Source organism: Bordetella sp. BOR01 (assembly GCF_019218885.1).
Classification (GTDB): Bacteria; Pseudomonadota; Gammaproteobacteria; order Burkholderiales; family Burkholderiaceae_B; genus Bordetella_A.
In genome coordinates, this window is record NZ_JAHUWT010000005.1 from 1 (window position 1) to 14,188 (window position 14,188).

General features: G+C 66.0%; 12 protein-coding genes and 1 pseudogene. 11 read left to right on the top strand and 2 right to left on the bottom strand.

From position 1 onward, the window contains the following. The 8 genes and pseudogenes from KW845_RS25395 to KW845_RS25430 form a co-directional block, all read left to right on the top strand. A pseudogene (locus KW845_RS25395) lies at window positions 1–948 on the top strand (DNA polymerase III subunit gamma/tau); the annotation flags it as partial. A gap of 62 nt (window positions 949–1,010) precedes the next feature. Continuing rightward, on the top strand, window positions 1,011–1,337 hold the full coding sequence (locus tag KW845_RS25400) for a YbaB/EbfC family nucleoid-associated protein (RefSeq protein WP_218372185.1): 327 nt from the start codon (window positions 1,011–1,013) through the stop codon (window positions 1,335–1,337). Window positions 1,338–1,356: 19 nt separating this feature from the next. After that, window positions 1,357–1,965, top strand: coding sequence for a recombination mediator RecR (gene recR / locus KW845_RS25405; protein ID WP_218372186.1), 609 nt, complete (start codon window positions 1,357–1,359; stop codon window positions 1,963–1,965). Between the two features lie 22 nt (window positions 1,966–1,987). Next, window positions 1,988–3,253: a CaiB/BaiF CoA-transferase family protein gene (locus KW845_RS25410; RefSeq protein WP_218372187.1), complete on the top strand. Its 1,266-nt coding sequence runs from the start codon at window positions 1,988–1,990 to the stop codon at window positions 3,251–3,253. A gap of 86 nt (window positions 3,254–3,339) precedes the next feature. Then, entirely contained in the window at window positions 3,340–4,380 is a 1,041-nt protein-coding gene (locus tag KW845_RS25415) for an ABC transporter substrate-binding protein (protein WP_218372188.1), read from the top strand. Continuing rightward, window positions 4,373–5,182 carry an ABC transporter ATP-binding protein gene (locus tag KW845_RS25420; RefSeq protein ID WP_218372189.1) on the top strand — a complete coding sequence of 270 codons (810 nt, stop codon included), beginning with the start codon at window positions 4,373–4,375 and terminating at the stop codon, window positions 5,180–5,182. Before KW845_RS25415 ends, KW845_RS25420 begins: the two co-directional genes overlap by 8 nt. A gap of 1 nt (window position 5,183) precedes the next feature. Next, window positions 5,184–5,963 carry an ABC transporter permease gene (locus KW845_RS25425; protein WP_218372190.1) on the top strand — a complete coding sequence of 260 codons (780 nt, stop codon included), beginning with the start codon at window positions 5,184–5,186 and terminating at the stop codon, window positions 5,961–5,963. 46 nt (window positions 5,964–6,009) lie between these two features. Further along, a complete protein-coding gene (locus KW845_RS25430) occupies window positions 6,010–6,537 on the top strand; it encodes a carboxymuconolactone decarboxylase family protein (RefSeq protein WP_218372191.1) in 528 nt (175 codons plus the stop codon). A 47-nt stretch (window positions 6,538–6,584) separates the two neighbouring features. On the opposite strand, the gene tal is transcribed toward KW845_RS25430, so the two are convergent. Continuing rightward, window positions 6,585–7,538: a transaldolase gene (gene tal, locus KW845_RS25435; protein WP_218372192.1), complete on the bottom strand. Its 954-nt coding sequence runs from the start codon at window positions 7,536–7,538 to the stop codon at window positions 6,585–6,587. A gap of 184 nt (window positions 7,539–7,722) precedes the next feature. On the opposite strand from tal, the gene carA reads away from it, so the two are divergent. The 3 genes from carA (at window position 7,723) to KW845_RS25450 (ending at window position 12,971) form a co-directional block, all read left to right on the top strand. Further along, entirely contained in the window at window positions 7,723–8,877 is a 1,155-nt protein-coding gene (gene carA, locus KW845_RS25440; protein ID WP_218372193.1) for a glutamine-hydrolyzing carbamoyl-phosphate synthase small subunit, read from the top strand. Between the two features lie 10 nt (window positions 8,878–8,887). Continuing rightward, window positions 8,888–12,133: a carbamoyl-phosphate synthase large subunit gene (carB, locus tag KW845_RS25445; RefSeq protein ID WP_218372194.1), complete on the top strand. Its 3,246-nt coding sequence runs from the start codon at window positions 8,888–8,890 to the stop codon at window positions 12,131–12,133. 79 nt (window positions 12,134–12,212) lie between these two features. Further along, window positions 12,213–12,971: an SDR family oxidoreductase gene (locus tag KW845_RS25450; RefSeq protein WP_218372195.1), complete on the top strand. Its 759-nt coding sequence runs from the start codon at window positions 12,213–12,215 to the stop codon at window positions 12,969–12,971. A 29-nt stretch (window positions 12,972–13,000) separates the two neighbouring features. On the opposite strand, the gene KW845_RS25455 is transcribed toward KW845_RS25450, so the two are convergent. Continuing rightward, window positions 13,001–14,104: a transporter substrate-binding domain-containing protein gene (locus tag KW845_RS25455; protein ID WP_218372196.1), complete on the bottom strand. Its 1,104-nt coding sequence runs from the start codon at window positions 14,102–14,104 to the stop codon at window positions 13,001–13,003. Between the last annotated feature and the right edge of the window lie 84 nt (window positions 14,105–14,188).

A 14,188-nucleotide genomic window follows, 5' to 3' on the forward strand; every position in this document is an offset into this window, starting at 1 on the left:
GCCGAGGCGGCACCGCCCGCCGCGCCTGCCGCCCGCGCCGCTGCGCCATCCGCACCAGCCCCGGCTGCGCCACCGCCGGCCGACCCGCCACGTGCCGCCGCCATCCCCGCCGCTGCTCCCGCCGTAGCCTCTGCCGCTCCGGTTGCCGCCGTACCCAGCGCCGCACCCATCGTCACGCCAAGCGCCGAACCGGCCGCGCCGGTGCAAGCCCCAGCCGCCGGTACGCCGCCCTGGGAAGACCTGCCGGCCACGCCGCCATCGAACTCCCCAGTGGCAGCCGCACCCAAGACACCCACGGCCGCCGCGCTGGCCGTCACTCCGCCCGCCGCACAGGCCAAGGCCCTGCCGCCAGACGCCGATGGCGGGCCGCCAGCGTGGGTCGATGAAGACATTCCCGATGAAGCCGAAGGCGGCTACGTGCCCGCGGCCGAATTCACCGCCGATCCCGACGACGAATTCGAAACCCTGGCCACAGAGGTTTCCGCTGCCGAACTGGCGCCCGCGCCCCGGCCGCAGCAGGCCCCGCGCCGTGCCCGGCAGGCCACCGCGCGGCTCGACAAGATGTCGGCCGCCGACTGGCCGGGCCTGGCCGCACGCCTGCCCGTCACCGGCCTGGCCGCCGAACTGGCGCGCCAAAGCGAATGGACCGGCGTGCAAGGCGATGCCGTGGTGCTGCGCGTAGCGGTCAAGACCCTGGCCGAAAGCGAAAGCCGCGTGCGCCTGCAAACCGTGTTGTGCGAACATTTCGGGCAAGGCCTGCGCCTGGAAATCGAAGTCGGCGCCACCGGCGACGCCACCGCGCATGCGGTGGCCCAGATCGAACGCGCCGCGCGCCAGCAGGCTGCCGAAGACGCGGTGGCCGTCGATCCCTTCGTGCAGGCGCTGCGGGCCGATTTCGGCGGCCGCGTGGTGCCGGGGTCGGTGCGCGCCGTCGATCCTTCCGCGTAGCCAGCCCCCGGGGCCATTATTCCGATCCTCGCGAAATTCTCTCAATCAAGGAAGCTTCCATCATGATGAAAGGACAACTTGCCGGCCTGATGCGCCAAGCGCAGCAGATGCAGGAAAACATGAAGAAGGCCCAGGACGCCCTGGCCGAGATCGTCGTCGAAGGCGAGTCGGGCGGCGGCCTGGTCAAGGTTTCCATGACCTGCCGCCACGACGTCAAGCGCGTGGCCATCGACCCCAGCCTGCTGGCCGACGACAAAGACATGCTCGAAGACCTGGTGGCGGCCGCCTTCAACGACGCCCTGCGCAAGGCCGAGACCACCTCGCAGGAAAAGATGGCCGGTGTCACGGCAGGCATGCCGCTGCCGCCGGGCATGAAGCTGCCGTTCTGATCCACCCACGGCCGTCGCGATGGACCCCCAACTGCCCGAACCCGAACCGCTGGTCTCGCTGATCGAGGCCCTGCGCCGCCTGCCCGGGGTGGGCGTGCGTTCGGCCCGGCGCATGGCCTATCACTTGATGCAGCACGATCTGCAGGGGGCCGACATGCTGGGCCGCGCGTTGGCGGGCGCCGTGCAGAACCTGCGCCATTGCACGCGCTGCAACAGCTTCACCGAAGACGAGATCTGCGCCACCTGCGCCAATCCCAAGCGCGATCCCTCGTTGCTGTGCATCGTCGAGACCGCGGCCGACCAGAACATGATCGAAGCCAGCCACGGCTATCGTGGCCTGTACTACGTGCTGATGGGCCGCGTGGCCCCGCTCGAGGGCATAGGCCCGCGCGAGCTCGATTTCCAGCGCCTGCTCGAGCGCGTCTCCGACGGCGTGGTGCAGGAAGTGATCCTGGCCACCAACTTCACGGCCGAGGGCGAGACCACGGCGCACTTCCTGGGCGAAGTACTGGCAGGCAAGGGCCTGAAGATAACGCGCCTGGCGCGCGGCGTGCCGGCTGGAGGCGAACTCGAATATGTCGATGCCGGCACCATTGCCTGGGCGCTGATGGAACGCAAGTCCGCCTAGCCGGACACCAAAGGAGACCCCCATGTCCGCGCTCAAGGGCGTGAAAGTCCTGGAACTGGGCACCCTGATCGCCGGCCCGTTCGCCGCCCGCATGCTGGGCGAGTTCGGCGCCGATGTCATCAAGGTGGAAACCCCCCACGGCCCCGACGGCACGGGTGGCGGCGACCCCATCCGCAGTTGGCGCCACCTGCACGAAGGCAATTCGCTGTGGTGGACCGTGCAGGCCCGCAACAAGCAATCCATCGCGCTCAACCTCAAAGATCCGCGCGGCCGCGACATCGCGCGCCGCCTGGCACTGGACGCCGACATCGTGGTCGAGAACTATCGCCCCGGCGTGCTCGAAAAATGGGACCTGGGCTACGAGCAACTGCGCGCGTCCAACCCGGCGCTGATCATGGTGCGCCTGTCCGGCTATGGACAGACAGGGCCCATGCGCGATGCGCCCGGCTTTGGCGCCATCGCCGAATCCATGGGCGGGTTGCGCTACGTTTCGGGCCACCCCGACAGGCCGCCCGTGCGCGTGGGCATTTCGGTGGGCGATTCGATCGCGGCGCTGCATGCCGTGATCGGTGCCATGATGGCGCTGCGCCATCGCGATGCCACCGGCGGGCGCTGGAATGGCAAGGCGGGCGCCGATTGCGTGGCCGGGCAGGGCCAGATGGTCGATGTGGCCCTGTACGAATCGGTATTCAACCTGATGGAAAGCCTGGTGCCCGAATACGATGTGGCCGGCGTGGTGCGCGAACGCACCGGCGGGGCGTTGCCTGGCATCGTGCCGTCCAACACCTATACCACCCGCGACGGCCAGAACGTGGTCATTGCGGGCAATGGCGATGCCATCTTCAACCGCCTGATGCGCGCCATTGGCCGCAACGACCTGGCCGACGACCCGCAACTGGCCCGCAACGACGGGCGTGCCCGCCGGGCCGACGAGATCGACGGCGCCATCCAGCGCTGGTGCGATACGCGCACCATCGAACAGGCACTCGAGATCCTGCGCGGCGCCGATGTGCCGGTGGGCAAGATCTACAGCGTGGCCGACATGTTCGCCGATCCCCAGTTCATCGCGCGCGGCATGATCGAGCAGCATCGCTTCTCCGATGGCAGCCCGGTCAAGCTGCCGGCAGTGGTGCCGCGCTTGTCCGAGACCCCGGGCGGTACCCGCTGGCTGGGCCCGCGCCTAGGGGAACATACCGAAGAAGTCCTGAAAACGCTGGGGTATGATGCTGCGGCGATCGCCGAACTGGCCGAGACCGGTGCCATCGGTGTCCCGCCGCCCGCCGCCTGACCCCGGCCAGCGCTACCAGAAAGCCAATGACGGCCGTCCAGGCCGCAACCCAGACACAGGCCGCTCAGCGGCAAAGGAGACCCTCGATGTCAGTCACTCGTCGTGATTTGCTCAAGTTGGCCGGTGCAGCCGGTGCGATGGGCATGGCCCCGGCCATTGTGCGGGCGCAGAAGCTGGAAAAGAAAAGCGTGCAGATCGCCGTGGGCGGCAAGCCGCTCATCTATTACCTGCCGCTGACCATCGCCGAGGTCAAGGGCTTTTTCAAGGATGAAGGGCTGGATGTCAGCATCGCCGACTTCGCCGGCGGCTCCAAGGCCTTGCAGGCCGTGGTGGGCGGCAGCGCCGACGTCGTCTCGGGCGCATTCGAGCACACCCTGCACATGCAGTCCAAGGGCCAGTTCTACCGCGCCTTCGTGCTGCAGGGCCGCGCGCCCATGATCGGCGTGGGGGTTTCCAAGAAGAACATGCCCGACTACAAGGGCCCCGCCGACCTGAAGGGCAAGAAGATCGGCGTGACCGCGCCGGGCTCGTCCACCAATATGGTGGTCAGCTTCTTCCTGGCCCAGCACGGCCTGAAGGACAGCGACGTGTCCATCATCGGCGTGGGTGCCGGTGCCGGCGCGGTCACCGCGCTGCGCAGCGGCCAGATCGATGCCATCTCGAACACCGACCCGGTGGTCTCGATGCTGGCCATGCCGGGCGACATCGAAATCATCGTCGATACCCGCACCCTGAAAGACACCCAGGAAATCTTCGGCGGCACCATGCCCGCCGGCAGCCTGTACGCGCCCCAGGCCTTCATCGATGCCAACCCCAACACGGTGCAGGCCCTGACCAACGCCATCGTGCGCGCCGACAAGTGGATCCAGCAGGCCGGCCCCGAAGAAATCGCCAAGGCCGTGCCCACCCAGTACTTGCTGGGCGATCCGGCCGTCTACAAGGCCGCCATCGGCAAAAGCATGGAAGGCCTGTCGCCCGACGGCATCATTCCCGAAGATGGCGCGGCCACCGCCACCAAGGCGCTGGCCGCCTACGTGAAGGGCTTTGACGCGTCGAAGATCGATTCGTCCAAGGCATGGACCAACGAGTTCGCCAAGCGCGCCAACGAGAAGTACCCCAATGGCTGATGCTGCACTATCGCTAGACCGCATTACCTGCACCTTCGTATCCCGCGACGACGGTGGCAAGCGCTACACCGCCGTCCAGGACACCAGCCTGTCGATCGCGCCGGGCGAGTTTGTCTCGGTGGTCGGCCCCACGGGCTGCGGCAAGTCCACGTTGCTGAACGTGGGGGCGGGCCTGCTGGCGCCATCGTCGGGGCAGGTGAAAGTGTTCGGTCAGCCCTTGCAGGGCATCAACACCCGGGCCGGCTACATGTTCCAGGGCGAGGCGCTGCTGCCGTGGCGCAGCGCCCTGGAAAACGTCATCGCCGGCCTGGAATTCGCCGGTGTGCCGCGCCCCCAGGCGCTCGAGCGCGGGCGGGAATGGATGCGGCGCGTGGGCCTGGGCGGCTTCGAAGAACGCTATCCGCACCAGATGTCGGGCGGCATGCGCAAGCGCGCCATGCTGGCGCAGACACTCATCCGCGACCCCGACATCATCCTGATGGACGAGCCGTTCTCGGCGTTGGATATCCAGACGCGCCAGCTGATGGAAAACGAAGTGCTCGAGCTCTGGATGGCCAAGCGCAAGGCCGTGCTGTTCATTACGCACGACCTGGACGAGGCCATCGCCATGAGCGACCGCGTGGTGGTGCTGTCGGCCGGACCGGGCACCCACCCCATCGGTGAGTTCGCTATCGACCTGCCTCGTCCGCGCGACGTGGCCGAAGTGCGCATCCATCCGCGCTTCGTCGAGCTGCATGCCGCCATCTGGGGCGTGCTGCGCGAAGAGGTCCTCAAGGGCTATGCCCAGCAAAAGCGAGCCTGACATGAAACAGTCTTCCATGCTGCGTTTCTGGCAACTGCTGTTGCTGGTCCTTATCCTGCTCGCCTGGTATGTGGCGTCGCTGGACCCCAAAGTGGCTTTCTTCTTCGGCCAGCCGCTGGAAGTCTGGGGTCGCATCTGGGCGTGGTTCATCACCAACGGCGACATCTACCGCCACTTGTGGGTCACGCTGTCCGAGACCGTGCTGGCCTTCTTCATCGGCACCATTTCGGGCCTGGGCTTCGGCCTGTGGCTGGGCCTGTCGAACACCGCCAGCGCCATTCTCGATCCCTACATCAAGGCGGCCAATTCCATGCCGCGCGTCATCCTGGCGCCCATCTTCGGCATGTGGTTCGGGCTGGGCATCTGGTCCAAGGTGGCACTGGCCGTGACGCTGGTGTTCTTCATCGTGTTCTTCAACGTCTACCAGGGCGTGCGCGAAGTCAGCCCCACCTTGCTGGACAACGCCCGCATGCTGGGCGCACGGCGGCGCCAGTTGCTGCGCCACGTGTACTTGCCGTCGGCCACCAGCTGGGTGTTTTCCAGCCTGCACACCTCGGTGGGCCTGGCCTTCGTGGGGGCGGTGGTGGGCGAATACCTGGGGTCGGCCAGCGGTGTCGGCTACCTGATCCTGCAGGCCGAAGGCACATTCGATGTCAATACCGTGTTCGCCGGCATCGTGGTGCTGACCGCATTCGCGTTGGTGCTGGACTACATCGTGGGCCTGGGCGAACAGCGCCTGATGAAGTGGCAGCCCAAGTCGGGCGAAACCGAAAAAATCTGAACCCCGTGCGGCCCGGCCCGGGCCGCCGTTTTCCGGAGCTTTCCGCATGGCGCGCCTGTCCTATGCCGATCTGAACCACCCCGAAGCCAAGCCGCTGGTCGAGCGCATCGTCGCCGAGCGCGGCAGCGTGCTGCACCTGTACCAGATGCTGCTGCACAGCCCCGCCGTGGCCGGCGGCTGGCTGAACTACCTGACTTCCATCCGCCAGCTCAGCACCTTGCCGGGCGACCTGCGCGAACTGGTCATCATGCGGGTGGCGGCCATCAACGGCGCGCCGTACGAGGCCGACCAGCACGCGCCTATCGCGCTGCGCGAAGGCATCACCCAGCCGCAGCTCGATGCACTGGATCAATGGGAATCGTCGGATCAGTTCAGCGCGGACAAACGCGCCGTGCTGGCCTATACCGACGCCATGACGCGCCAGATCCAGGTGCCCCAGCCGGTGTTCGACGCGGCGCGCCAGGCCGTGGGCAGCGACAAGCTGATGGTCGAACTGACCGCCACGGTGGCGGCCTACAACATGGTGTCGCGCTTTCTGGAAGCGCTGCAGGTGCATTCGCACGACGAGCGTTGAATTCAGCGTCCGACGCAGAGTCGGACCACTGGCCAATCGCGCCAGCCTTATCCCGCCGCGCCCAGCAACGCATCCAGCTTCACCGCGTCCGCGGAAAACAGCCGGATGCCCTCGGCCAGTTTTTCCGTGGCCATGGCGTTGGCGTTCAGTTCGGTGCGAAACCAGACCTCGTCTGCCGGACGCCGTGCCGGCACGGCGCCGGCATCGTCCTGGCGCACCAGGCAGGCCGGCACGTCGCCCGGCGTGGCGTCCAGCTCGGCCAGCAGTTCCGGACTGATGGTCAGCAGGTCGCAGCCGGCCAGCGCCAGGATCTGCCCCTTGTTGCGGAAGCTGGCGCCCATGATTTCGGTCGTGATGCCGTGTTGCTTGTAGTAGCGGTAGATCTCGGTCACCGACTGCACGCCCGGATCATTTGCGCCGGCTTTCTCGGTTTCCACCCAGCCGGCGCCGGCGGCCTTCTTGTACCAGTCGTAGATGCGGCCCACGAAGGGCGAAATCAGTTGCACGCCGGCGTCGGCGCAAGCCACTGCCTGGGGCAGCGAGAACAGCAGCGTCAGATTGCAGCGGATGCCGTCGGCCTGCAGCATGCGGGCGGCCTGGATGCCTTCCCAGGTCGAGGCGGTCTTGATCAAGACCCGTTCGCGAGGAATGCCGGCCGCCTCGTACAGCGCGATCAGGCCGCGGCCGCGTTCGACCGTGGCGCGGGTATCGAACGACAGGCGGGCATCGACTTCGGTGGACACCCGCCCCGGCACGATATCCAGGATCGCGCGGCCGAATGCCACCAGCAGCCGGTCGGTCAGTTCGGCCAGGGGCGCGCCGCGGTGGTCGCGCACCACCTGTTCCAGCAGCGGCCGGTAGGCCTCTTTCTGCACCGCTTTCAGGATCAGCGAAGGGTTGGTCGTGGCGTCGGTGGGGCGCAGCGCACGTACGGCTTCGAAATCGCCGGTATCGGCGACAACGGTAGTGTGGCGACGCAGGGATTCAAGCTGGCTGGACATGGGGACGGATCAGCAGGACTAGAGTTGGCGATAAGGGATAAAGGGTAGGGTATCACTACGCGTAAGCGGTTTTCGACCCGGAAACCCTCGTGTCCAGCCTTATATGGCGCGGTTCCCCGGGGAAAACGCCCGTCCAGGGTATAATTCCAAGGTTTGATCATCGATTCTGAAACCGGGGTTTACTGTGCTGCCGCAACTTTTTCCCGAGGGTGCCGATCGCTTCCCTCCTGCAATTCTGGCTTTGGCGGACGGTACCATTTTCCGGGGCGTGTCCATCGGCGCGCCAGGGCATACGGTCGCCGAGGTGGTGTTCAACACCGCCATGACCGGCTACCAGGAAATCCTGACCGATCCCAGCTACAACGGCCAGATCGTAACGCTCACTTATCCGCATATCGGCAATACCGGCGTCAACACCGAAGACGTCGAAACCGCGCGCGTGCTGGCCTCGGGCCTGGTGGTGCGCGACTGCCCCGCGCGCGTGTCGAATTTCCGCGCCACGCAATCGCTGCCCGACTACCTGGCCGCCCAGGGCGTGGTGGCCATCTCGGGGGTCGATACCCGCAAGCTCACCCGCATCCTGCGCGATGGCGGTGCCCAGGGCGCCTGCATCCTGGTGGGCGATGACGCCGAACGCGCCGTCGAACTGGCGCGCGGCTTTTCCGGCATGACCGGCCTGGACCTCGCCAAGGTCGTGTCCATCAAGGCCTCGCAAGACTGGAAGCAGGGCACCTGGGAACTTGGCCAGGGCTTCGGCGCGCCCATCCAGGACCGCTTCCATGTGGTTGCCTACGACTTCGGCGTCAAGTACAACATCCTGCGCCTGATGGCCGACCGCGGCTGCCGCATCACGCTGGTGCCGGCCCAGACGCCGGCCGAAGACGTACTCAAGCTCGATCCCGACGGCGTCTTCCTGGCCAACGGCCCGGGCGACCCGGAACCCTGCGACTACGCCATTGCCGCCACGCGCGTGTTCCTGGACCGCAAGCTGCCCACGTTCGGCATCTGCCTGGGCCACCAGATCATGGGCCTGGCCGTCGGCGCCAAGACGATCAAGATGAAAACCGGCCACCACGGTGCCAACCACCCCGTGCAAGACCTGCAGTCCAAGCGCGTGTTCATCACCAGCCAGAACCACGGCTTCGGCGTCGACGCCGAAACGCTGCCGGCCAACACGCGCGTCACGCACATCTCATTGTTCGACGGCACGCTGCAGGGTTTCGAGCTCACCGACCGTCCCGCCTTCTGCTTCCAGGGTCATCCCGAAGCCAGCCCAGGGCCGCACGACATCATCGTGCTGTTCGATAAATTCATCAGCCTGATGGCCGGCCAGAAATAAATATCGCATCATGCCCAAGCGTACAGACCTAAAAAGCATCCTCATCATCGGCGCCGGCCCCATCATCATCGGGCAGGCCTGCGAGTTCGACTATTCCGGCGCGCAGGCGTGCAAGGCGCTCAAGGCCGAGGGCTACCGCACCATCCTGGTCAACAGCAACCCGGCCACCATCATGACCGACCCGGAGACGGCCGATGTCACCTACATCGAGCCCATCACCTGGCAGGCGGTCGAGAAAATCATCGAACGCGAAAAGCCCGATGCCCTGCTGCCCACCATGGGCGGGCAAACGGCGCTGAACTGCGCGCTCGACCTGGCCCACCACGGCGTGCTCGCCAAGCACAATGTCGAGCTCATCGGCGCCAACGCGCACGCCATCGAAAAGGCCGAAGACCGCCAGAAGTTCAAGCAGGCCATGACCGACATCGGCCTCGAATCGGCCAAGTCGGGCGTCGCCCACAACATGGACGAAGCCTGGGACGTGCAACGCCGCATCGCCGTCGAAACCGGTACCTCGGGCTTTCCGGCCGTCATCCGCCCCAGCTTCACCATGGGGGGGTCGGGCGGCGGCATCGCCTATAACGCCGAAGAATTCGAAACCATCTGCCGGCGCGGCCTCGAGGCCTCGCCCACCAGCGAACTGCTCATCGAAGAGTCGCTGCTGGGCTGGAAAGAATTCGAGATGGAAGTCGTGCGTGACAAGGCCGACAACTGCATCATCGTCTGCTCGATCGAAAACCTCGACCCCATGGGGGTCCATACCGGCGATTCCATCACTGTCGCGCCAGCCCAGACGCTGACCGACAAGGAATACCAGATCATGCGCAACGCCTCCATCGCGGTGCTGCGCGAGATCGGCGTCGATACCGGCGGTTCCAATGTGCAGTTCGCGGTCAACCCCGAGAACGGCCGCATGATCGTCATCGAGATGAACCCACGTGTGTCGCGTTCGTCGGCCCTGGCGTCCAAGGCCACCGGCTTTCCCATTGCCAAGGTCGCCGCGCGCCTGGCCGTGGGCTACACGCTCGACGAACTGCGCAACGAGATCACCGGCGGCGCCACGCCGGCCTCGTTCGAGCCGTCCATCGACTACGTGGTCACCAAGGTGCCGCGCTTCGCCTTCGAGAAATTCCCGCAGGCCGATGCCCGCCTCACCACCCAGATGAAGTCGGTGGGCGAAGTCATGGCCATCGGCCGCACCTTCAAAGAATCGTTCCAGAAGGCCCTGCGCGGCCTCGAAGTGGGCGTCGACGGCCTGAACCAGAAAACCACCGACCGCGAAAAACTGCAGGTCGAGCTGGGCGAGCCCGGCCCCGAGCGCATCTGGTATGTGGGCGATGCCTTCGCCCAGGGCTTCAGCCTCGACGAAGTCCACAACATCACGCGCATCGATCCCTGGTTCCTGGCGCAAATCAAGGAAATCGTCGACATCGAGCTCGCGCTCGAACAGAAAACCCTGGCCGATCTCGACTACGCCACGCTGTGGCAGTTAAAGCGCATGGGGTTCTCCGACCGCCGCCTGGCGTTCCTGCTCGACTCCTCCGAGTCCGAGATCCGCAAGCTGCGCCACCAGTTGAACGTGCGCCCGGTGTACAAGCGCGTCGATACCTGCGCCGCCGAATTCGCCACCCGCACCGCCTACATGTATTCGACGTACGAAGACGAATGCGAGGCCCAGCCCACCGATCGCAAGAAGATCATCGTGCTGGGCGGCGGGCCCAACCGCATCGGCCAGGGCATCGAGTTCGACTACTGCTGCGTGCACGCCGCGCTGGCGCTGCGCGAAGACGGCTTCGAGACCATCATGGTCAACTGCAACCCGGAAACCGTCTCCACCGACTACGACACGTCCGACCGCCTGTACTTCGAACCGCTCACGCTCGAAGACGTGCTGGAAATCGTCCACAAAGAAAACCCGGTGGGCATGATCGTGCAGTACGGTGGCCAGACGCCGCTGAAGCTTGCGCGCGCGCTCGAAGCCAATGGCGTGCCCATCATCGGCACCAGCCCCGAATCCATCGACGTGGCCGAAGACCGCGAGCGCTTCCAGAAGCTGCTCAACAAACTGGGCCTGCGCCAGCCGCCCAACCGCACCGCGCGCACCGAAGGCGAGGCCCTGGCCCACGCCGCCGATATCGGCTATCCGCTGGTGGTGCGCCCCAGCTATGTGCTGGGCGGGCGTGCCATGGAAATCGTGCACGAACAGCAAGACCTCGAGCGCTACATGCGCGAGGCCGTCAAGGTCAGCAACGATTCGCCGGTGCTGCTCGACCGCTTCCTGAACAACGCCACCGAAGTCGACGTCGACTGCCTGGCCGATGGCGAAACCGTCTTCATCGGCGGCGTCATGGAACACATCGAGCAGGCCGGCGTGCACTCGGGCGATTCGGCCTGCAGCCTGCCGCCGTATTCGCTGTCGGCCGAGGTCATTGCCGAAATCAAGCGCCAGACCACCATGATGGCCCGCGCGCTGAACGTCAACGGCCTGATGAACGTGCAGTTCGCCATCCAGGGCGGCGACGTCTACGTGCTGGAAGTCAATCCGCGTGCCTCGCGCACGGTGCCGTACGTGTCCAAGGCCACCGGCCTGCAACTGGCCAAGATCGCCGCGCGCGCCATGGCCGGCCGCACCCTGGCCGCCCAGGGCATTACCCGTGAAGTGGTGCCGCCGTATTTCTCGGTCAAGGAAGCCGTATTCCCGTTCGTGAAGTTCCCCGGCGTCGATACCATCCTGGGCCCCGAAATGAAGTCCACGGGCGAAGTCATGGGCGTGGGCAACAGCTTCGGCGAAGCCTTCGTCAAGTCGCAACTGGCGGCCGGCGTTCGCCTGCCCGAAGACGGCACGGTGTTCATCAGCGTGAAAGACCAGGACAAGCCCCGCGCCGTCGAAGTGGCGCGCGGCCTGCACGGCCTGGGCTTCAAGCTGGTGGCCACGCGCGGCACCGCCGCCGAGATCGCGGCATCCGGCATCCCCGTGCAGGTGGTCAACAAAGTTACCGAAGGCCGCCCGCATGTCGTCGACATGGTCAAGAACGGCGAGATCTCGCTGGTCATCAACACCGTCGAAGAACGCCGCAACGCCATCGCCGATTCGCGCACCATCCGTACGCAGGCACTGGCCGCCCGGGTCACGTTCTTCACCACCATTGCCGGCGCGCGCGCCGCAGTGGAAGGCATGCAGTACCTGCGCCAGGGCCTGGGCCTGCAGGTGTATCCGCTGCAAGAACTGCACGCCTCGCTGCAAGGCGCGGCCTAGGTTCGCTACCGGCGTGCCCAGTGCCTGGGCACGCCGCCGCGCCGCCATCCTGGCTGCCGGCCACTGATGGGCGTCGTCCATGCAGAACATCTTCATCACGGGTGCCAGCAGTGGGCTGGGTCGCGCGCTGGCCCGGCGCTATGCACAAGATGGTGCCCGCCTGGGCCTGGTGGCGCGGCGCGGTGAAGTGCTGCGCGCACTGGCCGACCAGCTTCCAGGCGAGCACCGCTGTTATGCGCTGGACGTCTGCGACCGCGCGGCCTTGCATGCCGCCGCGCACGATTTCATCGGCGCATGCCACGGCAGGGTGGACGCGGTAATCGCCAGCGCGGGCATCAGCGCGGGCACGCTGACACAGCATCACGAAGACTTCGACGTTTTCAAGGCCATCGTCGATACCAACCTGCTGGCCACCGTGGCCACTTTCGAGCCTTTCATCGAAGCCATGCGCGGGGTGGGCGCTGGCAGGCTGGTGGGCATCGCCAGCGTGGCCGGCATACGCGGCCTGCCCGGCGCTGGCGCCTACAGCGCCTCGAAGGCCGCGGTCGCCAGCTATTGCGAAAGCCTGCGGGTGGAACTGGCCGGCAGCGGCATCGGCGTGGTGGCCATCGCGCCGGGCTACATCAAGACCGCCATGACGGCGCACAACCCGTATGCCATGCCGTTCCTGATGGAAGCGGACGCCTTTGCCGTCCGCGCCCAGGCCGCCATTGCGCGCGGCACGTCGTACACCGTCATCCCCTGGCAAATGGGCGTGGTGGCCAAGCTGCTGCGCCTGCTGCCCAACGCCGTGTACGACCGCGCCTTCCGCAACGCGCCGCGCAAGCCGCGACGCTAGCCGGGCCCGGCGCCCGGGACGGCGGGTCTTCAGCGCCGGTGGCCGAAGTAGTCCTGCCTGATTTTTTCCAGCGTGCCATCTTCCTGCAGATGCAGGATCTCCAGCGTGACCGGCAAGGTCAAGTCGCTTTCATGGGGGAAGGCGAACCCGTATTTGTCGGGATGGAAAATGTTGCCCACCACCGTCAGGTTGCGCCCCGGATTGGTATGCGTGTAGTGCTCGAGCACAGGGGCATCGCCCACGACGGCGTCAACCTCGCCCGCCTGCAGCGCCGCCACGGCCGCCTCTATGTCCTGATAGGTGCGCAGGTCGATGCCCAGGTCATGCACATAGTCTTCCGATGTGCTGCCCGTGAAAACCGCCACGGTCTTGCCCGGCAGGTCGGACAAGGAACTGATGTTCTGGGTCAGCGATGCGGCGGTCATGATGCTGGTAACCGACGAAGTGATATAGGCGATCACGGCCACGCCGAATACCAGCCAGGCAGCCTGCCAGTAGCGTCCCATCCAGCCAAGCAGGTTCTTGCGCACGGTACGGCCGGATGTGGCGATGGACATCACGTGATAGAAGCTTTCGGCGATGCCGTCGCGCCAGCGCCGAGGAAAGCCCGGATCGAACTTGCGGTCGAAGATCGTGAATCCGATCGTCGCGATGATGATGATCAGCAATAGCCAGCCATAGGCCTGCAGGTGCCCGGCATCTTTCAGGCCGGACACGATGCCCCAGAAGCCGTCGCCACCGCCCTGGGCGGGCACCATGATCCGGAACCCCGCGTCGTACCAGGGCTGCGTGAAGGCAACCGATTCCGCGCGCTGGCGGGAAATGGTCAGGTTGGTGACCGCGATGTCGACCGCGCCGCTGGCCGTGGCCTGCACCAGGTCGCGAAAAGTCGGGTAGCGGATATACCGGGATGTCAGCCCTTTTTCGCGCGCGACCGCCTGCCAGAGATCGATGGCCATGCCGGAATAGGCATGTTCTGCTTTTTGTTCGACGAACGGCGCGCTGACATATACGCCGACATCCACCTGCCGGGCCGCCGCAGGTCCAGATTGCGCGTCGGCCCCGCAGGCACTGAAAAAAACCATGCTGCCCAGCACGGTGGCAACCAGTCGCTGAAGTACAGAAACCGTCATGGCCCTCGGGTGATGTTCTTGCCTTTCCGGAAGTTTGCAGTACGCCTTTTTAGCTTATCAGCGATGGTGCCTGCTCGGCTAGGG